This is a genomic window from Mesorhizobium oxytropidicola (assembly GCF_056174625.1).
This window is the reverse complement of sequence record NZ_JBWBWK010000003.1, coordinates 227,437-244,958: the sequence shown is the minus strand read 5'-3', so window position 1 is coordinate 244,958 and position 17,522 is coordinate 227,437. Positions and strand designations below refer to the sequence as shown.

19 protein-coding genes and 4 pseudogenes are annotated in these 17,522 nt (G+C 60.1%); 11 read left to right on the top strand and 12 right to left on the bottom strand.

All coding sequences use genetic code 11. The features are described 5' to 3' along the window. Positions 1-31: 31 nt before the first annotated feature. The 4 genes from bioD (at position 32) to panD (ending at position 3,430) form a co-directional block, all read left to right on the top strand. On the top strand, positions 32-667 hold the full coding sequence (gene bioD, locus AC0V8S_RS40610; protein ID WP_475439215.1) for a dethiobiotin synthase: 636 nt from the start codon (positions 32-34) through the stop codon (positions 665-667). Beyond that, positions 667-1,932, top strand: coding sequence for an adenosylmethionine--8-amino-7-oxononanoate transaminase (locus tag AC0V8S_RS40605; protein ID WP_475439214.1), 1,266 nt, complete (start codon positions 667-669; stop codon positions 1,930-1,932). Before bioD ends, AC0V8S_RS40605 begins: the two co-directional genes overlap by 1 nt. Further along, positions 1,929-2,912, top strand: a complete 984-nt coding sequence (locus tag AC0V8S_RS40600) for a beta-ketoacyl-ACP synthase III (RefSeq protein WP_475439213.1) — start codon at positions 1,929-1,931, stop codon at positions 2,910-2,912. Before AC0V8S_RS40605 ends, AC0V8S_RS40600 begins: the two co-directional genes overlap by 4 nt. A 65-nt stretch (positions 2,913-2,977) precedes the next feature. Continuing rightward, positions 2,978-3,430, top strand: coding sequence for an aspartate 1-decarboxylase (gene panD, locus AC0V8S_RS40595; protein WP_475439212.1), 453 nt, complete (start codon positions 2,978-2,980; stop codon positions 3,428-3,430). Positions 3,431-3,494: 64 nt separating this feature from the next. Here the strand turns inward: panD and AC0V8S_RS40590 are convergent, their stop codons facing one another. Then, on the bottom strand, positions 3,495-3,668 hold the full coding sequence (locus AC0V8S_RS40590) for a hypothetical protein (RefSeq protein WP_475439211.1): 174 nt from the start codon (positions 3,666-3,668) through the stop codon (positions 3,495-3,497). A gap of 1,087 nt (positions 3,669-4,755) precedes the next feature. On the opposite strand from AC0V8S_RS40590, the pseudogene ald reads away from it, so the two are divergent. Further along, positions 4,756-5,870: pseudogene (gene ald, locus AC0V8S_RS40585) on the top strand (alanine dehydrogenase). 613 nt (positions 5,871-6,483) lie between these two features. After that, positions 6,484-6,942, top strand: a complete 459-nt coding sequence (locus AC0V8S_RS40580; protein WP_258598168.1) for a Ros/MucR family transcriptional regulator — start codon at positions 6,484-6,486, stop codon at positions 6,940-6,942. Positions 6,943-7,192: 250 nt separating this feature from the next. Here AC0V8S_RS40580 and AC0V8S_RS40575 read toward each other — a convergent pair whose 3' ends face one another. The 4 genes from AC0V8S_RS40575 to AC0V8S_RS40560 all read right to left on the bottom strand — a co-directional run bounded on the left by AC0V8S_RS40575 (position 7,193) and on the right by AC0V8S_RS40560 (position 9,998). Beyond that, positions 7,193-7,405 carry a cold-shock protein gene (locus AC0V8S_RS40575; protein ID WP_258598170.1) on the bottom strand — a complete coding sequence of 71 codons (213 nt, stop codon included), beginning with the start codon at positions 7,403-7,405 and terminating at the stop codon, positions 7,193-7,195. Positions 7,406-7,642: 237 nt separating this feature from the next. Then, a protein-coding gene (locus AC0V8S_RS40570; protein WP_123170691.1) for an IS630 family transposase occupies positions 7,643-8,597 on the bottom strand; the annotation gives its coding sequence in 2 pieces (ribosomal slippage) (positions 7,643-8,257 and positions 8,259-8,597; 954 coding nt in all). Positions 8,598-9,101: 504 nt separating this feature from the next. Continuing rightward, positions 9,102-9,488: a hypothetical protein gene (locus AC0V8S_RS40565; RefSeq protein WP_475439511.1), complete on the bottom strand. Its 387-nt coding sequence runs from the start codon at positions 9,486-9,488 to the stop codon at positions 9,102-9,104. Between the two features lie 153 nt (positions 9,489-9,641). Next, positions 9,642-9,998 carry a hypothetical protein gene (locus AC0V8S_RS40560; RefSeq protein WP_475439210.1) on the bottom strand — a complete coding sequence of 119 codons (357 nt, stop codon included), beginning with the start codon at positions 9,996-9,998 and terminating at the stop codon, positions 9,642-9,644. A 135-nt stretch (positions 9,999-10,133) separates the two neighbouring features. Here AC0V8S_RS40560 and AC0V8S_RS40555 point away from each other — a divergent pair, with 135 nt between their 5' ends. Beyond that, complete coding sequence (locus AC0V8S_RS40555; protein ID WP_475439209.1) at positions 10,134-10,271, top strand: hypothetical protein; 138 nt, start codon at positions 10,134-10,136, stop codon at positions 10,269-10,271. Positions 10,272-10,461: 190 nt separating this feature from the next. Here AC0V8S_RS40555 and pmtA read toward each other — a convergent pair whose 3' ends face one another. Next, the gene (gene pmtA / locus AC0V8S_RS40550) at positions 10,462-11,055 is read right to left on the bottom strand and encodes a phospholipid N-methyltransferase PmtA (protein ID WP_475439510.1); all 594 of its coding nucleotides are present in this window, start codon (positions 11,053-11,055) and stop codon (positions 10,462-10,464) included. Between the two features lie 636 nt (positions 11,056-11,691). Here pmtA and AC0V8S_RS40545 point away from each other — a divergent pair. From AC0V8S_RS40545 to AC0V8S_RS40535, 3 genes are all read left to right on the top strand, one after another. After that, complete coding sequence (locus tag AC0V8S_RS40545; RefSeq protein WP_475439509.1) at positions 11,692-11,889, top strand: WGR domain-containing protein; 198 nt, start codon at positions 11,692-11,694, stop codon at positions 11,887-11,889. Positions 11,890-11,951: 62 nt separating this feature from the next. Beyond that, positions 11,952-12,089, top strand: a complete 138-nt coding sequence (locus AC0V8S_RS40540; RefSeq protein WP_475439208.1) for a hypothetical protein — start codon at positions 11,952-11,954, stop codon at positions 12,087-12,089. Continuing rightward, entirely contained in the window at positions 12,049-12,249 is a 201-nt protein-coding gene (locus AC0V8S_RS40535; RefSeq protein WP_475439207.1) for a hypothetical protein, read from the top strand. The genes AC0V8S_RS40540 and AC0V8S_RS40535 overlap by 41 nt, the downstream gene beginning before the upstream one ends. A gap of 736 nt (positions 12,250-12,985) precedes the next feature. On the opposite strand, the gene AC0V8S_RS40530 is transcribed toward AC0V8S_RS40535, so the two are convergent. The 3 genes from AC0V8S_RS40530 to AC0V8S_RS40520 all read right to left on the bottom strand — a co-directional run bounded on the left by AC0V8S_RS40530 (position 12,986) and on the right by AC0V8S_RS40520 (position 14,246). Continuing rightward, positions 12,986-13,258 (bottom strand): hypothetical protein, encoded by a 273-nt coding sequence (locus AC0V8S_RS40530; RefSeq protein ID WP_475439206.1) that lies wholly within the window; start codon positions 13,256-13,258, stop codon positions 12,986-12,988. A gap of 525 nt (positions 13,259-13,783) precedes the next feature. After that, the gene (locus tag AC0V8S_RS40525; protein WP_183454850.1) at positions 13,784-13,984 is read right to left on the bottom strand and encodes a hypothetical protein; all 201 of its coding nucleotides are present in this window, start codon (positions 13,982-13,984) and stop codon (positions 13,784-13,786) included. A gap of 61 nt (positions 13,985-14,045) precedes the next feature. Next, positions 14,046-14,246 (bottom strand): hypothetical protein, encoded by a 201-nt coding sequence (locus AC0V8S_RS40520; RefSeq protein ID WP_475439205.1) that lies wholly within the window; start codon positions 14,244-14,246, stop codon positions 14,046-14,048. A 391-nt stretch (positions 14,247-14,637) separates the two neighbouring features. Here AC0V8S_RS40520 and AC0V8S_RS40515 point away from each other — a divergent pair. Beyond that, a pseudogene (locus tag AC0V8S_RS40515) lies at positions 14,638-16,298 on the top strand (MFS transporter). A 97-nt stretch (positions 16,299-16,395) separates the two neighbouring features. Here AC0V8S_RS40515 and AC0V8S_RS40510 read toward each other — a convergent pair. From AC0V8S_RS40510 to AC0V8S_RS40500, 3 genes and pseudogenes are all read right to left on the bottom strand, one after another. Continuing rightward, positions 16,396-16,553: pseudogene (locus tag AC0V8S_RS40510) on the bottom strand (integrase core domain-containing protein); the annotation flags it as partial. 15 nt (positions 16,554-16,568) lie between these two features. After that, positions 16,569-16,664: pseudogene (locus tag AC0V8S_RS40505) on the bottom strand (IS6 family transposase); the annotation flags it as partial. Between the two features lie 201 nt (positions 16,665-16,865). After that, a complete protein-coding gene (locus tag AC0V8S_RS40500) occupies positions 16,866-17,237 on the bottom strand; it encodes a helix-turn-helix domain-containing protein (protein WP_475439204.1) in 372 nt (123 codons plus the stop codon). Positions 17,238-17,522: the final 285 nt, after the last annotated feature.

Sequence of the window (17,522 nt, the reverse complement as noted above, 5' to 3'; positions counted from 1 at the left end):
TCGACACGATCGTCGAGGTGATGGGCAAGGCATGACCCAACGCATCGTGATCACCGGAACAGACACCGGAATTGGCAAGACCGTATTTGCGGCTGGGCTCGCCGGTCTGCTCGACGGTTTTTACTGGAAGCCGGTGCAATCGGGCCTCGACGACGAGACAGACAGCGAGGTGGTCGCGCGACTTGCCGGCCTGCCGTCGGGTCGCGTGCTGCCGGAAGCCTACCGCTTGCGGAGCCCGCTGTCGCCGCATCGTTCGGCCGAGATCGACGGCGTCGCGATCAAGGCTGCCGATCTTACTTTTCCCGTCCTGCCGACACCGCTCGTCATCGAGGGCGCGGGTGGGCTGATGGTGCCGCTCAACCGGCGCACAAGGTTCATCGACATCTTCGCTGAGTGGCGGCTGCCAGTCATTTTGTGCGCCCGCACCACGCTCGGCACCATCAACCACACGCTGCTGTCGATCGAGGCGCTGCGGGCGCGCTCCATCCCGCTAGCCGGCATCGCTTTCATCGGCGATGAGATGGCCGATACGCAACGGACAATCGTGGAAATGGGCGGGGTGCCGCAGCTCGGCAGGCTGCCCTATCTCGATCCGCTGACGGACAAAACGCTGCGAGACGCAATGATTGCCGGCTTCGCCTTCGCCTCGATTGCGGGAGGTGACTGATGTCGCAGTCCCATGTCTGGCACCCCTTCACCCAGCATGCGCTCGAGCCGGCGATTCCTGAAATCGTCCTGACCGAAGGCGCCTATCTCCACAAGGCCGACGGTACGCGCATCCTGGACGCCATTTCGTCCTGGTGGGTCGTCACCCATGGCCACCGCCATCCCAGCATCATGAAGGCCATCGAGACGACCGCGTCGAGCCTCGACCAGATCATCTTCGCAGGTTTCACCCACGAGCCGGCCGAACGCCTGGCCAAGGCGCTTGTCGGTCTCGCTCCATCGGGCCTCGACTGGGTGTTCTATTCCGACAGCGGCTCGACCTGCGTCGAAGTCGCGCTGAAGATGGCGCTCGGTTATTTCCGCAACATCGGCGCGCCGCGCTCGCGCATCGTCGTCATGGAGCACAGCTATCATGGCGACACCATCGGCACGATGAGCGTTGGCGCCCGCGGCGTGTTCAACGCCGCCTACGAGCCTTTGCTGTTCGAGGTCGACACCATCCCCTTCCCGGCCGCCGGGCACGAACAGGAAACGCTGGATCGTTTCGAGGCCGTCAGCCGCGACCGGCGCGCCGCCGCGCTGATCGTCGAACCACTCGTGCTTGGCGCCGGCGGCATGCTGATGTATCCGGCCTGGGTTCTGGCTGAATTGAAGAAGATCACTGAGGCCTCCGGCACGCTGCTGATCGCCGACGAGGTTATGACCGGCTGGGGACGCACCGGAACCATGTTTGCCTGCGAGCAGGCGTCCATCTCTCCGGACATCCTGTGCACCTCGAAGGGCTTGACTGGCGGCGTAATGCCGCTGGCCGCAACGCTTGCCACGGATGCGATCTTTCAGGCTCATTATTCGGTGGACCGGAAGAAGACGCTTTTCCATTCGAGCTCCTACACCGCCAACCCGATTGCCTGCGCGGCAGCACTTGCCAATGTCGAGATCTGGCGCGACGAGCCCGTGGCCGAGCGGATCGCGGCGTTGAGTGCGATGCAGGCCGCCGGGCTTCGACGCTTTCGCGACAATCCATATTTTGCCGACTGCCGAGCCACGGGAACGATCGCAGCGCTCGACCTCCGAACCGGTTCCGCAGGTTATCTCGCCGAGATCGGGCCGAAGCTGCGCGCGTTCTTCCTCGACCGGGGGCTGCTTGTTCGTCCGCTCGGCAATGTCCTCTATCTTCTCCCGCCCTATTGCATCACCGGAGACGAGTTGGACGGACTCTATGACGCAATCGAGGAGGCCGGTGAACGCTTCGGCTCAAAGCCATGAGCAGATCGTCGCGCATTCTTGGGTTTGGCCATCATGCGCCGGCGCGCAGGGTCGAGAACCCGGAAATCGAGAACAGTCTCGGCCTCGAACCCGGGTGGATCGAACGGCGCACCGGAATTCGCTCGCGCTTCTGGGCAACGGACGAAGACACGCTGTCTGGTCTTGCCACGCAGGCTGGCGACATGGCGCTGGCGAACGCCGGTATTGACCGCAGCGACATCGGGCTGTTGTTGCTTGCCACCTCGACGCCCGATCACCTTCTGCCGCCCAGCGCACCCCTGGTCGCGCACAAGCTAGGCCTTGGCCGCACGGGCGCGGTCGATCTGACCGGCGCCTGTGCCGGTTTCATCTATGCGCTGATGTTCGCGGACGGCTTCACCTGCCTGCACGGCAAACCAGCGCTGATCATCGCCGCCAACATCCTTAGCCGTCGCATCAATCCCGCTGAGCGTGCCAGCGCCGTGCTGTTTGCCGATGCCGCCGGCGCCGTGGTGATTGGTCCCTGCGAGGACCCGGATCGCGGTATTCTCAGCGCCTCGGTGGATTCCGATGGCTCGCGCTACGGGCTGATCCAGATTCCCGCTGGAGGAAGCAACAAGCCGTTCCACGGCGACCTCGACCTCGAGGAGACTCGAATGACGATCACCGACGGCCGTGAAGTGTTCGCCAAGGCGGTCGAGATGATGACTGCCTGCTCGCAGGACGCGCTCACTGCTGCCCGAATGCGGCCGCAGGACATCGACCGGTTCGTGCCGCATCAGGCCAATGCCCGCATTTTCGATGCCGTTGGGAGAAACCTCGGCATAGCAGATCATGCGATCGTCAAGACGATCGTCGACTACGGCAACTCTTCCGCCGCGACGATCCCACTGTCGCTGTCGCTGGCCAACCAAGCGGAGCCGTTCCGGCAGGGCGAGAAGATTCTCCTAGCCGCCGCGGGTGCCGGTCTCAGCGGCGGCGCACTCGTCGTCGGAATTTAGCCGAATAACTGGCTGCTCCGAGGGCGGCAGGACTGATCATTCATGACGGATAGGACAACAGACCAATGCGAAAACTAGTCGCCGGCAAGCTGCACGGCATCTACATCACCGAAGCGAACCTCAATTACCACGGCTCGATAACGCTCGACCCTGACCACTGCGAAGAAGCAGGGATCCTGCCGATGGAATTCGTGGAGATTTGGAACAAGAATTCCGGAGCGCGGATTTCGACCTATGTCATCCTCGGTGAGCGCGGGTCACGATGCTGTATTCTCAACGGAGCAGCTGCCCGCACCTGCCAGCCCGAGGACCAGATCATTGTCTGCAACTCCATCTATCTGGACGAAGCGCACATTACCTCTCTGAAGCCGCGGATCGTTACGTTCGACCAGGATAACAACATACTCGACCGCCTGAGTTACTCCGTCGATCTCGATGCCGACGGCCGTTACAGTTTCTCGATCCTTGATGAGGCGGATGAGGCTTTGGCCATTCCTGCCCTGGTCTCCGGGGCGTGACACCTCCGCACATGTGAGAAAGTCTCCGCCCGTTGCAACTTGCCCAGCGCTGAAGAGAGGAGCCTCACGGATCGCGCAATGTCGGCATCTCCACGGCTGAGCCAACAGCCCCGCGGCTCGATTCCCTGTCTGAAGTCAGTTGCGGCGGCCGCTTGCAAATTCCTGCTGCTTTTTCCAGCGCTGCGGCCGGGTCCTTGACGATCTGGCTTTTCGTGATCCTTGCCGACGTGTCGATCAAGCGGGTCCCATAGTCGTCTTCCCCATCGCCAGCGGCGCCAACCATCATCGTGAATATGGCCAGCCGAACGGCCGCAAAGAGCGTTGAAATGGCCCTTCGGCGATGTGTTCCTCCCGCCGGCGTAAAGGCTCACCAGCCATCCAACGTCTCCCCAAATCCGGTGCAGACATCAGCGTTCGTCAATTGGTGGCTTGCTAGCAAGGCCGAGCCTGGCTCGTTGCTCATCGGCGGAATTTTCGGCGGGAGGCTGTGTCATGAATCGAAGAACTGTCAGTTTGCCGTCCTCGACAATATGAACGACCCATCCCCCACCGGCGCGTTTGACGCGCACGTCATTTGGCTCGCCAACCACCATCGCTGCCCCTCATTTCGTCGCCCTCGACCGAGACTGGAAGGCGTTCCCCGCACAGCGAAAAACACGAGAGCTTACGTAACGTCAAGCGCGGATTTTGTGACAGCTGACGCCTTGCCGATTTGACGGCGAAAAGGATTTGGGCCCGGAACGTCCGACCGCGCGGCATCTTGCGCTCGTATCGATTTAGATGCCCGGATCTTGCATGTTAATGCAGACTTAACTACGCGCGGTCAATGTGATTGAGGACGCGTATTCAGTCCGAGTAACGCTGTAAAAACCCGCCGCTCGTGCCCAAGAGTGGCGGGTTTTTCGGCTGTGAAACGCTGGCGCGGAGAAGGCGGTGCAATCTAATCGCTGCGCCGCAAACAGGTCGCGACCGGCGGGCAGCAGGACATCGTCAGCAAGCCGTGGTTTTCACAGCAGCCCGTCACGATCGCCCTGGTTTTGCCGAGCCGTCATGCGCAGCCATGGCGTTCACGCCGGACTGAATCCGGCGCGCATCTTTCTGCAAAGTCCCAAAAGAATGGCGATATCGATCCTGTCGAGAGTGGCGATATCAATCGTGTCGAGCGGCATTTGTCGTGAATCCTGCGAATATTTCGCTATTTCGCGCAACGATTATCGAAACCGGGCTGTTCGTGCAAGCGCATTCGCAAACACCTGCACAGCGATTCGTGGTTCACTCCACCCATACAGGGAACGAGCCCCAATGGGCCGGATCAGGAGAAGACAATGCGCGTCGGCTGCCCCAAGGAAATCAAGAACCACGAATATCGCGTCGGCCTCACACCCGGCTCGGTCCGCGAATATGTCGCCCACGGCCATGAAGTGCTGGTCGAGACCGGCGCCGGCGCCGGCATCGGCGCTGATGACAACGCCTACCGCGCCGCGGGTGCTGTGATTGCCAAGACGGCTGCCGACGTGTTCGCCAAGTCGGACATGATCGTCAAGGTGAAGGAGCCGCAGCCCAACGAATGGGCGCAGCTTCGCGAGGGCCAGATCCTGTATACCTATCTTCACCTTGCTCCGGATCCGGAGCAGACCAAGGGCCTGCTCGCTTCCGGCGTGACCGCGATCGCCTATGAAACCGTGACCGATGACCGTGGCGGCCTGCCGCTGCTGGCGCCGATGTCGGAAGTCGCCGGACGCCTGTCGATCCAGGCCGGCGCCACGGCGCTGCAGAAAGCCAATGGCGGTCGCGGCGTGTTGCTCGGCGGTGTGCCCGGCGTGCTGCCCGGCAAGGTCACCGTGCTCGGCGGCGGCGTCGTCGGCCTGCATGCGGCCCGGATGGCAGTGGGTCTCGGCGCCGACGTCACCATCATCGACCGTTCGATCCCGCGACTGCGCCAGCTCGACGATCTCTTTGCCGGTCGAGTCCACACACGCTACTCGACGGTTGAAGCGCTGGAAGAAGAGTGCTTTTCGGCCGATATCGTCGTCGGCGCAGTGCTCATTCCGGCGCCGCGGCACCAAAGCTGGTTTCGCGCGAAATGCTGTCAGGCATGAAGAAGGGTTCCGTGCTGGTCGACGTCGCCATCGACCAGGGCGGCTGTTTTGAGACCTCGCATGCCACCACCCATGCCGATCCGACTTACGAAGTCGACGGTGTCATCCACTACTGCGTCGCCAACATGCCCGGCGCGGTGCCGGTCACCTCAGCCCACGCGCTCAACAACGCGACGCTTCACTATGGCTTGCAGCTCGCCGACAAGGGCCTGAAGGCGCTGGTCGACGATCACCATTTGCGCAACGGCCTCAACGTCCACAAGGGAAAGATCACCAACCGCGCCGTGGCCGAAGCACTCGGCTATGAACTGGTCGAGCCGAAGGCGGTGCTCGCAGCCTGATTTCAACAAAAAGAGTTTCCTCCCGTCGCCCGCCGGTTCGTTCCGGCGGGCTTTTTTTGGCGACGATTGGCCAGAGGCGTCTTTCCCTCTCCTTTTCATCAATGTCGCGGTGCAGCTCGTCGGGGCGAAGCCTGGTCGAGGATGAAGCTGAACGCGCCAGCCGCCGGCTCTTCCAGATGCTGGGCACCGGGCCCCTCCCCCGTGAGCACGCGCCTTGGCGCCCGAGGTGCTTGTTCAATCGTTGCCGTCTCGACCAGATCCCAGATCGTTGTGAGTTCGATCCTGCTGCTTTACAGGCGGCCAGCTCTGCTCTCGGGGTAGCCATTGTCGAGCGCGCCGGACATGAATTCTCCGAATGATCTATTCCGATCTTCAGCATAGAAGAGATCTAGAACGGGCTTGGCAGCGTTTCAGGATCGCCTCCTCATCACATCGAGCATGGATGCTCCAACCGCGGTCGGATCAGCACGAAAGACGGCGGGATGCGTCGCTATTGACCACGGTGCAGGACGAGCATGGCAAAAGTCTTGCCGGGGCTTTATTGCTTTCAACAGCAACCGCCACTATGTAGCGACACTTCGCCAGCTGTCTTTCAAGCGACCCGGAGAGTTCCATGACAGAAGAAGCCGACAACAACATCGACGTCCTCATCGAGCTCACCGCCGATGTCGTCTCAGCCTATGTCTCCAACAATCCGGTCCCGGTAGGTGAACTCCCTGCCCTGATCGGCCAGGTTCACACAGCGCTGAAAGGCACGGCCGGCAGCGTTTCCGCAAAAGAGCCGGAGGCTCTCGAGCCTGCAGTCCCGGTCAAGAAGTCGGTGACCCCGGACTACATCATCTGCCTTGAGGACGGAAAGAAATTCAAATCGCTAAAGCGCCATCTGTCGACCGACTATGGGCTGACGCCGGACGAATATCGCGCCAAATGGGGTCTATCGGGAGATTATCCGATGGTCGCGCCGAATTACGCCGCAGCGCGCTCGGCGTTGGCCAAGACGATGGGGCTCGGCCGCAAACCGAAAGAGCCGGAAACGGAGCCGGCGAAGACCCGCAAGAAAGCCGCAGCCTGACTTTATCTCTCGAGGTTCGTTGTGGCGCGCGCAACAGAACAAAGTCTGCGCGGAATATGAAAAGGCGGGGAACCAACCCCGCCTTCCCTTTCAAACAGCTTGGTTTCCCCAGGATTCGCGCCGGCTTGCAGCAATCTCCTGCTCCAGCGTTCCGGTCGAGCCTTGTTCTCGCCCGCTTCTTATTGGGCGGCCATCAGTCCTTCCTCGACGTACCGCGTCCATCCGGCGGTTGCCAGCAGGCAGGAGAAAATTAGCCAGCTTTGCTGAGGCTGCCAGCTGAGGACTTGCCGGTGCGGCGGTCCTGTTCGACTTCATAGTTGATCTTCTGACCATCAGCGAGGGTCGAAAGGCCCGCTCTTTCAACGGCGGAAATGTGGACGAAAACATCCTGACTGCCATTGTCGGGTTGGATAAATCCAAATCCCTTGGTGCTGTTGAACCACTTCACGGTTCCGGTCGCCATATGTGCGTTCCTTTTTAACAATTGCAACGTGGGCAGGCCGTTAGGCCAGTCCCGATTCATAACCGAAACTTCTGCGTTAGGCGCAGCAAAAACGAAAAATTTGCAAGGCCCGGTTTGATCGGGCGGCAGCAACTCGCGCGCTCCATCATGACCCTATCGCCAGGAGGCACGTCCTCCGTTTTCGCCGCTCACATGGCCCAAGAAACCGCGGGATCTGAAGCCTAGAGCGTCGGACTTTCATGTGAGTCCATATCCTGCGGCTGCGAAGTAGTTTCTGCATTCTGTTGGAGAGAAAAGATTGCAGATATCGCCAATTGCCTGCCACAGGGCGTCGATGGTTCTGATGGCCTTTGCGCGCAGGTGCGCCTTGAGCTTGGCGAAGGCCATTTCGATCGGGTTGAGATCTGGGCTGTAAGGCGGCAGGAAGAGCAGCCATGCACCTCTGGCCCGGATGGCCTTCTCGGCGGCCGGGCTCTTGTGGGCAGCGAGATTGTCGAGGATGACCACATCGCCCTTTGCCAGCGTCGGAGCGAGCTGCGTTTCGACGTAGGTTTCGAAGATGCGCCGGTTCATCGGCGTGTCGATCACGAAAGGGGCAGTGAGCCCATGGCAGCGCAGCCCGGCGATGAAGGTCTGCGTCTTCCAATGTCCGAACGGTGCCTTTGAGCGCAGCCGTTGGCCCTTCAGGCAGCGGCCGCGCAGGCGTGTCATCTTGGTAGTGGTTCCGGTTTCGTCGATGAACACCAGCCGGTGCGGCTCAAGCCGCATCCGCGGCTGACGCCTGGCCTGCCACTCCTGTCGCGCCTTGCTGATGTCGGGACGATCTTGCTCGCTGGCCAGCAGCGTTTTTTTTGAAGCGATAGCCGTTCCTGATGAGCCAGCGCGAGATCGAGGCAGGAGCGACCTGGACGCCTGCAGCAGCGGCCAGTTCGGCGGCAAGCTCCGGCATGGTGATGTCATCCTTCGCGGCCACGCGGCCAAGCAGGAACGCACGATGCGGGTCGAGCTTGGAATGGCGGCGACCACCGCTGGCCTTGGGCGCCAAGCTCTCGGTCTTTCGATAGTTCCTCATCAGGATCACGACGAACGAAACCGACACCCCAAAATGTGCCGCCGCCGCATGCCGTGAGTGACCAGCCTCGACAAACCGCACCACACGTTCACGCAAATCGAGCGAATAGGGCTTGGGCATGGCAAATCACCTCCATAGGGAAGTGAATCACAAACCCAACATCAGCGGAATCCCTTGCGATTCAACCTGAGTGTCCGACGCTCTAGCAGAGCCATGTCTATGGCTCTTGAAGACTGATCTCCCCCGAGGACAGCCGTCCGGCGCATTCGCCGCAACACATAGTCCTTGCAGGTGACCGTAAACCTTTGCAATTAGGATGCGCCAGGGTCTCAGGTCACGGCCGGTTTCTTGGCCCGACGGTGATGCCAGGGTGGTTCGGATCGAGCCCGTCGCGTCTCGCGTTCAACGTGAGCAGTTTGAGGACGGGGACGAAGCCGGGTCTCACTGCCGAGAGGCTGCTGCTGGCTGCCGTTCGCGCGCCTGCTGCCTCATCGCCACCGCGCCATCTGCCTGGAACGTTTTCGATAGCCAGTGAAATTGACGAGTTGGACGCCAGGCACACTTGCAGCCGGACATGATTTCTCCGCTGCTTGGCCCGCAAGGCAGGAAGCGGCGTTCACCCGGTTAGAAAAGGGCGAAGTGACCTGAGCTCCGAAGCTTCGCTAGCAGGATGATGGCCGTTCCGCAGGGGTCAATCTTCGCTTGATCACGCAGCGGAGACGCTTCCCAGGCAGCCAACTCTGCCACCAAAAGGGCGGTGTCGCCGTTTACTGATGCGCATTTGAGTTGTCCATTCTTCTCCATTACGATTATTGCCGTGCCGGTCACGCCATATCCAATCGCAGCCATGCGCTGAACGCAGATATCGCCGTCGACACGGACATCGAAAAGAACCGATCCAGCAGTTTTCTCCGCAGCGTCAGCCACACGATCACAGAACGGCCGATGCAGGCCTTCGATATTGCCGAGTGACTGCTCAAACAATGCCAATTCAACATGCTCCGCCACCATGGCTGCGAAAATGCGCGCCGGCTGGCTCAATGGACAATAGGCCAGGGCTGACTATCCACACACCAACCGCGCTCCCGATGCCTACATCGCAACTGCGCTTGACCGGCGCTACTTCGCTTGTCCGCGGCATGCCCAAAGCCGTTGCAGCGCTCCTCAAACAGATTGCGCAGGCATCAGAGCCGAAGATGGCCGATAGGACGGACGACCTTCTGATATCACTTCGTTCGTCCTCCCAAGCGCCGCCGCCCTTCTCCCAAGAACCTCTTTGTCTTCGCTAAAATAGCCAAAGTTAAATTTCGAGCGTTTCGGCTTGGCGGAAATTAGGGTCTCGGTGGATAAATCCGCATGGCTTTTGGGGTACTGGCAGGAAGACCGATGCGCGGGCGTGGATGGATCAAGGCATTGCGTCAGGACGACGCTCGGCAGGTGCGTGCGCGCATTGCGGAACTGGAGCGCGACCTCATGGCGACCACACCTCAAGGACGCCATCGACGTTTCGGAGCCGGACATGAACTCCGCAATGCGAAGTTCCGCCTCGAATGCCTGGAGGAATGCATCGCCGGAATATCGGAGAGAGGGGCGCGTTAGCGGAAGCTTCGCCGCTCTCAATCTGCCCTGGTGCGACCTGGTCGGAGGGGAAGCCCAATGCAGCCTGCAACCATGTTCTGTCTGCTCGTCATCGGCACTCTTGCCTATGTCGTCTACGAGGACGTGCCCGATACTATCGACCCGCAGCTGCTGCCTCAGAGCCGCCGCGCCGTCTGCCTGGAACGTTTTCAATAGCCCTTGACGAGTTGGACGCCAAGCATGCTTGTATGGCGAACCTCACCTCTCCATTGCGATCAATCGATCCCCGGCAAAATGCGCAATGGAAAGGCGGGCCACCTAGGCACGCCCAGCACCAAGTTCAGTTCGGCCTGCGGTCCTGTACGAGGATTCCAAAAGCCCACTTGTTGCTGGTGTCCCCCTGTGGTCACACAGCTCGTCGATAGATCCAGAGTTGTGCGGGGGGAACGTTGCGGACGACGAAATCATGGTGAGAAACGATGTAGCGGTCGGGCATTTTGAGCACCGGTGACAGAAGTCCGTAGGTGATTTGAATCACGGGCCGCCCGGCGGGAATTCGCGCAAGCAAGTCCTCCAGCAGCGTGATGCGCTGTTGCATCGGAAAGCTCAACATAGGCACCGCGCTTATGACGCAATCGAATTGTTCCCGGCGCTCCCCCAGAATTTCTTCCAGGGCAAACGCATTGCCCAAGCGGAAATCCACCCCCGGAAAGCGTCGCACCAGGCCATCATAGAAATCCTTGGAATATTCGACCGAAGTCAACTGATGCGGTTTGATGCCTCTTTCCAGGATGGCCTTGGTGATGACGCCCGTCCCGGCACCCAGCTCCAAGACCGGCAATCCAGAATGCGGGTTGACCACACCAGCCATGCGGCGCGCCGTATGGATCGAGGTGGGCATGAGTGCGCCCACACCTTTCTTATCCTTCTGCCAACACTTGAAGAACTGCACTTCTTCCTCAAATTTCTTGCCAAGTCGCTCTTTCAATCGAAAGACCATATCTGCTCCCTTCTCCCGATCCTGAGTCCGAGCGGCTTTCTGTCGAAGTTTTGCTACATAAACAAGCCTGACACTGCGAGATGATCGCCGCCCACCGTCTGTGATGCCGGCCGGCACGCCCTTGCCGATCGAAGCGGCAATCGCTGCCTTATGCCGCATAGCGCCGGCAAGCCCCAGATATTCGAGGCGAAGTCCACGCCTTGTTGCGCCGGCGAACTTCCTGACCAGCGCAGCTCCTACAAAGCCCACTCTTGTCGGCGAGCTTCGGCGTGAACGGCAGCACATGCGACTTGAGCAACCCTTGCTTATAGTCTGGAGAGAGCCTGACGCCGGTATCAATGCAAGAGTTTAAGCCTCGGTTTTCGATTGGACACTCGAAATGGCGCGCGTCGGTGTTCGCTGTCGCAGCGAAGACCGCGAGATGCTCAAAGCGATCATGAAACGCATCATCCGCGAATGGCGAAAGGGCGTGAGCGCTGACGCTCGTGCCACTGATCCATCAAGATGAAGAATCCGATGGCGACGGACCGATTCATGAAAGTCGTTGGACGCCGCTTCCAAAGGAAGCGAGACTCCGGCCATGGAGAAGAGGAGACAGGCTCGGTTCATCTTCGCCGCATCGATCCGGCGCAGAACATGCGGCGCTTCTATACGCTCGCGATCCAGCCTACCCTGTTTGGCGGCGCCTCCGTGATCCGCAACTGGGGCCGGATCGGCACGAATGGCCAATCGATGATGGAGACATTCGACAGCAGCGACGATGCCGGTACCGCGTCGAAGCGACTTGAACGCTCGAAGCGCCGACGTGGATATCGCGATAACGGCGCCGCCTGAGGGCGCATCTTGCTTGCGATGAATCCGAGGAAATATCGAACACCCTCGCGTGGACTTGCCGCATGATCCTGGAAAGCGGTCCCGAGGATCGGCAGCGTATCGCGCTCGCCTATCAGGAAGCGCAAACCCTGGTTGCCAGCATCCCGAAGGATAGTGGCGATGCTCGCCCGCGCATTGCGCGCCTGCTTCAAGCGGTCTGATACCTATAGGGAGGTGGACGATATTGCCTGCGTCGGTTGGACGCTGACGGCCATTGAGGAGCGGGTGGACGAACGAAACCTCCCCATCTGGCGGCAGCTCGGCAAGGTCATTAACAAGATACTCAGGGAGCTGCCCTTGTCCAAGCCGGCAGTGCATTGATGGGCAACGCGATCCCCTCATCTGCCCGATCGGAGTCGCCCTTCGTTCAAGTGACCTTGCCTTCGATGCCGAGATCGATGTCGGTCGCTAGCGCTGCCTCCACCTTGGCGCTGACAACCGCGCAAGCGCCCCCTCACCTCGAAATCGTCGAGAGCATGATCGAGGCAGGGAGACGGCTCCAAGCGGCGTCACCGTCATGCGGAGCTCGATGTCGTAATCCGCGCCGGTCCACATCAGGATGGTGCTATAGCGATACCCAAGCGCTGACCCTCATATTCGAGATCGAAGCCGCCGATCGAGCGATGATGGTTCACCTTCTTGTGGGAGCTGGACGAGCGCCTATGTAGCCAAATCTTGCGAGCCGCACGAGGCAAAGCCTCCCTGCCGGGATCACGCTTTTCAGGTGACCCCCGCATTGCGCCGGGCACGCACAGAGCGGACAGCACGAACATTCCAGGCGCAAATTTGGGGCCGGCGGGGAGCCTCACCGTTCTTGCATAGCTGCACTGCACAAAATGTGTTTGCGCATCGCACAATTTTTAGCCATTAAGCCTACGGCTGATGCACGCGATGGTCTCCTCCCATTCCATCGTATCAGCTGTTCCTCTGGAGGTTTTTAACCTTCGCACCTAAAGGGCCTCGGTTTTCCGATGGCCCTATTTTTTTGGCGGTACCATTACCTTCGTCGCTGTGCGCAACGCCGGGCGACCGCCGCTTCAGCCATCAGACTTTTGGGTCATTTCTGCCTGGCGGCGTCGACCCCTCCCGACAGAAGCCTGACCTTTGCCAGTCTTCTACGGGCAAGCGTTCGCGCCAGAAGTTCAAAGCCCCGTCCGTAACATTCAACAATGAAAGCCAGCGTCATCAGATCGAGCAGAAAGTCGTCGTTCGCATGAGTGAGCGCGTCAGACCTTTGTTCAAGCTGAAGCAGCAGGGCACGCGTCTCTTCGATCGCGGCCCCGAAATCTTCTGCGTCAATCAGCGAGTCAATTCTGTCGAAGATCTGCAAGCGTCCTCACTCTCCCCAAGACATACTCAGCGCATCGAACACCGCTGGTGAGTGAGTTTCCAACGAAAGAACATGGTCGCGTCTCGCAAAAAGGCATCGCTCAGCAAAGTGACCTTTGATGAAGCATAATGAGTGAAACGACAAGCGAGAACCCGGGCTCCCACAACTATGCACCTTGGATGACGTGGTTGAAGGCAAGATGAACGGCCCGGGTCTGCCGTCGGCTGGCGAGATGACCTCCCCGATCGTTGATACGATCTGCTTGGCGTCCAAACGCGAGTTCAGCCGGCTTTTGCGCCTATGTCGGAGCGCCAAATCCGACCGTCATGTCGGCAGCGCCTAATCAATTTGAACGGGAGATGCCGGATTGGCTTTGCAAGCACGTAGAGGACAGCCCCCGCCTAGTACGGAAAGACTGAGGCGCCGGCCACACAATGGGTGAAGGCAGCCTGAGCGGCCGTATCAGACACCTGTCAGGGAAACCGGACTTGCGCCGCGCTTCGCTACTTGGATTTTCGACGAAAACTAGCGCGCCGATTGCTTTCTGGCAATGGCGACAGCGCAGAGGAAAGCCAAAGCAGCGGTGTCACACGCCGTTCGAGAGTGCCCTTTTGCGAACAGTACGGCATCCGCAATCGGGAGCGTCAGGCCATGCTTTTTAGCGAAACAGGTAAGCTCGTAAGGCTGATCGTCATCTTGATTGCCAATACCAAGTTCGTAGTCCATCGATCATTTCCTCCCGTGTTCGCGACTATCCCCTCTTTGGGCCCAAAAAATGATTAGCTGGCTATGCCAGGTTCTTGTAAAGAGCATCTTCTTCGAAAATGCCCATACCAAATAGGTCCATAGCTCGAGCGGCCAGCCGATCCGCTTCAGCAGAGCCTGCGCGGAGTCCTCTTTCTTCGCAGATCCGATCATAGACCCGCTTCAGCAACGCGAGGTCGTCAGGGTAGGCTATGCCGCTTGGGGATTTTTCCGAATTGGTCATCGCTCTCTCCCTGTTGTAACGCGAAGCGCGACGATCGCTCAACCGACGATGCCCTTTGGCTCCTTATCGCCGATGTAAAGGGTCCTACTTCCTTTTTGGCCAAAGGCATAGAAACAAATGAGGTCGTCGAAGAAACATTGCGCCCGAGAACTCCGGGACAATCTGGTCCGCTGGATCCCGCTCCGTTCCTCAATGCCGCTGCGATCGGCCGGCTCTCCTGCTGGCGCCGTGCAGGCATTGGTCGGCGGCATGAGCTCGATGTCCCACTCCAGGGAGCGTCGACGCGTAAGAAATTCGCGATTGGCATGATCTCTCAGTTACCAGCCGCCACGATCCAGTCGAGATTGCATGCGAGACACCTGCCAATATTCGGAAAGCAAAGGCTCGCAAAATGAGTAGGGTGGCTGGATCAAATGAAGATTTGGCTGCACCAACGACATTTGCGCCGCTCGGGAATCCGACCTTTCGGTCGATCTGGCTCGCGACCCAGGTCTCTTCTCTCGGCTGGCTGATGCAGACTGTTGCCATCAGCTGGCTGATGGCGACGATCTCGACTTCCGATCTGATGGTTGCGCTGGTGCAGGCTTCATCGAACCTGCCCGCTTTCATCTTGTCCGTCTTCGCTGGGGTTCTCGCCGACAATTACAGTCGTCGCCGGGTCATGTTCGCCGGCCGCTGCCTTATGGTGATAGCCTCTGCGATGCTCACTGCGTCCGTGGCGCTGGGCTTTGTCAGTCCGTGGATGATCCTCGGCTTCAGCTTCTTGATCGCAAGCGGCGGCGCTCTCAACGATCCTGCCTGGCAGGCCTCGGTTGGCGATATGGTGCACCGACGCGATGTTCCCGCTGCCGTCACCTTGCTCTCCGTCGGCTTCAACACTGTGCGGACCGTGGGCCCGGCTCTCGGCGGCATCGTGGTTGCCTCGTTCGGGCTTCTGACGGCTTTCGCCGTGACCACACTCACCTATCTAGTACCTCTGGTCACCATATGGCACTGCAAGTGGAAGGTTCGCTCCTCACCTCTCCCGCGTGAGTCGATGAAAACGGCGATCTATGACGGGCTGCGCTTCACGGCGATGTCATCGGAGATCAATGCGGCGATCGCCCGCGGAGCCCTCTTGGCCTGGCGAGCATCGCCATCCTCGCGCTGCTGCCGCTGGTTGTCCGCGATCATTTGGGGGGAGGACCGCTCGCCTATGGCACGCTCATGGCCGGCTTCGGCACAGGCGCCGTCTTCGCTGGCCTCTCCAACAGCACATTCAGACGGAGCTTATCGCAGGAAAGGCTGATGAGGCTCTCCTGCGTCGCCTGTGCGGCATGCTCCCTCTCCCTTGCACTGACCTCTTCCATTGCGGTGGCGGCAATGGCGCTTGCCCTGGGCGGCGCGGGCTGGGTCACCGCCTGGTCCGGGGTTGGCGTGAGTGTGCAACTGGCCAGCCCGCGCTGGGTCGTGGGGCGCACCATCTCGATCTACTATGCCTTGATAGATGGCGGCATCGCCGCCGGCAGCTGGGTATGGGGCACGGTTTCCCAGAACTATTCCCTGACCTGGGCGCTGGAGGGTTCCGCTGGAGCCCTGTTGCTCGTCGCCGCAGCCGGCGTCCTGTTTCCTCTTCGCGAGCGCCGCGAGTCCGAGCCCGATCCTTTGGAGGAATTCGACGCCCCAGCTGTCGCTCTCAATTTGAAGCCAAGAAGCGGGCCGATCGTGGTCAAGGTCGAATATCTGATAGCCGAGAGAAATCTCGAGGCCTTCCTCGACCTCATGCGGCAGCGGCGTCATGTCCACAGCCGCGTCGGGGCTCGGAATTGGACGCTCCAGCGCAACCTTCAGAAGCCCATGCAATGGACAGAAACATTCCGCACGCCGACCTGGACGGACTACCTTCGCCTCAATCATCGTCTCACGGAAGTAGACAAGGAACTGGACGAGCGTGTCTTCCAGTTGCACGCGGGGGAGCAAGTGCCTCAAATGACGCTTTCGATTGAGCGGCCGACAAGCTCGGCCCGCAAACCAGACCAGTCAATCCTTCACCTTCCCCGTCATCGAGCCTGACCTTTCAATATCTGGATAAGGAGGCTGGGGGCTTCGACATTCCAAGACTTGAGCCGCGCGCTGTTGTAGTCGCCGCGCCATCGGGGCCAGGGACCAGTGAAAGTGAGTTGAACAGCGTCTCGTTCGACAGTTCGTCGCGGCGGCCGTCGAAGCCCTCGATGGAGGCATTCTGCATCGGCTTGCCAGGCACGATGTAGTGCCATTCGACACGGACCCGGGCCATGCCTGGATGGCGTTCGAGGTGAATTCGCTGCCCTGCGTGGCCCGTTACCGTTTTCGCAGCGGCACATGCGATTTCTCGGCGCGATCGTTCAGTCCTTTGTGCGAGCGATGCTCAACTTGCGGCATCACCTGCCGCCTTGCCGCCATAGGAGGATCACTCGGCCACCGTCAGCCGCTGGCGTCGCGCCCGACGCCGCCGTGGTCGCATTCATGCGGCGGGGGATTGCGATTTCCCGGTCGACCTCGGACCAGCCCGCCGACCGTGCCACGCTCTTCTGGATGGCCTTCCAGGCGCTCGCCGGCGTGGATGACGGTGTCCTGCGGTTGCGCGCCCTTCTGTTTCTCTCAGCCCGACAGCTTCTGCGACCGGGTCTGCCGCGCTACACGCCGGGTAGCTTCATCTTTTTTCCGGATGGCTGAGGTCAGCTCGTCATAGTCGACGCCGCGCTTCTTCAGCGCCCTGCGCGCATCGTCGATCTCGAAGCCCAGCAACTCGAATACGGTCATATTGAGCTTGGAAGCGATGCGCTCGATTGTCTTGAGGGTCGGATTTCCGATACCGCGCAGCATCGTGTAGTAGGTCCCTCGCGCCAACCCCGTCTTGGAGAGGAAGGCCTCCATCCCACCATTATCGATCTCAAGCTGCTGGAGGTGCAGCGCCAGCATTTCATTGAGGATCGAATGATCGAGCGGCTGGGGCTTGCGGACGGGCGACATGAATGGACGAACTCCGGAAAGGCACCTGCGCCTGCGGAGACAATCAATGCCGCAATGCGATTATATTGTATAGTGAATGTTCTCAGAATGCGGCACGGCGCGTTGGGGTCAAACCTCCTAAGCTTCGTCATGCGCAAACTTTTTCAATTTGCACCGCCTCGAGACGGTTACCGCCGTGTTTAGGGGGTGCTGTAGACTGACACAGCCTCACCTGTCGGGGCAGCGACAACATACAAGATAGTGAGCGGACTCAGTTTCGGCTCAGGTGCGAGTTCTGTCTGGTAC

Excerpts from the sequence above, each read along its gene's own strand:
- bioD (WP_475439215.1), top strand. The coding sequence starts at position 32 with ATGACCCAACGCATCGTGATCACCGGAACAGACACCGGAATTGGCAAG.
- AC0V8S_RS40605 (WP_475439214.1), top strand. The coding sequence starts at position 667 with ATGTCGCAGTCCCATGTCTGGCACCCCTTCACCCAGCATGCGCTCGAG.
- AC0V8S_RS40600 (WP_475439213.1), top strand. The coding sequence starts at position 1,929 with ATGAGCAGATCGTCGCGCATTCTTGGGTTTGGCCATCATGCGCCGGCG.
- panD (WP_475439212.1), top strand. The coding sequence starts at position 2,978 with ATGCGAAAACTAGTCGCCGGCAAGCTGCACGGCATCTACATCACCGAA.
- AC0V8S_RS40580 (WP_258598168.1), top strand. The coding sequence starts at position 6,484 with ATGACAGAAGAAGCCGACAACAACATCGACGTCCTCATCGAGCTCACC.
- AC0V8S_RS40575 (WP_258598170.1), bottom strand. The coding sequence starts at position 7,405 with ATGGCGACCGGAACCGTGAAGTGGTTCAACAGCACCAAGGGATTTGGA.
- AC0V8S_RS40565 (WP_475439511.1), bottom strand. The coding sequence starts at position 9,488 with ATGGTGGCGGAGCATGTTGAATTGGCATTGTTTGAGCAGTCACTCGGC.
- AC0V8S_RS40560 (WP_475439210.1), bottom strand. The coding sequence starts at position 9,998 with ATGTCCGGCTCCGAAACGTCGATGGCGTCCTTGAGGTGTGGTCGCCAT.
- AC0V8S_RS40555 (WP_475439209.1), top strand. The coding sequence starts at position 10,134 with ATGCAGCCTGCAACCATGTTCTGTCTGCTCGTCATCGGCACTCTTGCC.
- pmtA (WP_475439510.1), bottom strand. The coding sequence starts at position 11,055 with ATGGTCTTTCGATTGAAAGAGCGACTTGGCAAGAAATTTGAGGAAGAA.
- AC0V8S_RS40545 (WP_475439509.1), top strand. The coding sequence starts at position 11,692 with ATGCGGCGCTTCTATACGCTCGCGATCCAGCCTACCCTGTTTGGCGGC.
- AC0V8S_RS40540 (WP_475439208.1), top strand. The coding sequence starts at position 11,952 with ATGATCCTGGAAAGCGGTCCCGAGGATCGGCAGCGTATCGCGCTCGCC.
- AC0V8S_RS40535 (WP_475439207.1), top strand. The coding sequence starts at position 12,049 with ATGCTCGCCCGCGCATTGCGCGCCTGCTTCAAGCGGTCTGATACCTAT.
- AC0V8S_RS40525 (WP_183454850.1), bottom strand. The coding sequence starts at position 13,984 with ATGGACTACGAACTTGGTATTGGCAATCAAGATGACGATCAGCCTTAC.
- AC0V8S_RS40520 (WP_475439205.1), bottom strand. The coding sequence starts at position 14,246 with ATGACCAATTCGGAAAAATCCCCAAGCGGCATAGCCTACCCTGACGAC.
- AC0V8S_RS40500 (WP_475439204.1), bottom strand. The coding sequence starts at position 17,237 with ATGTCGCCCGTCCGCAAGCCCCAGCCGCTCGATCATTCGATCCTCAAT.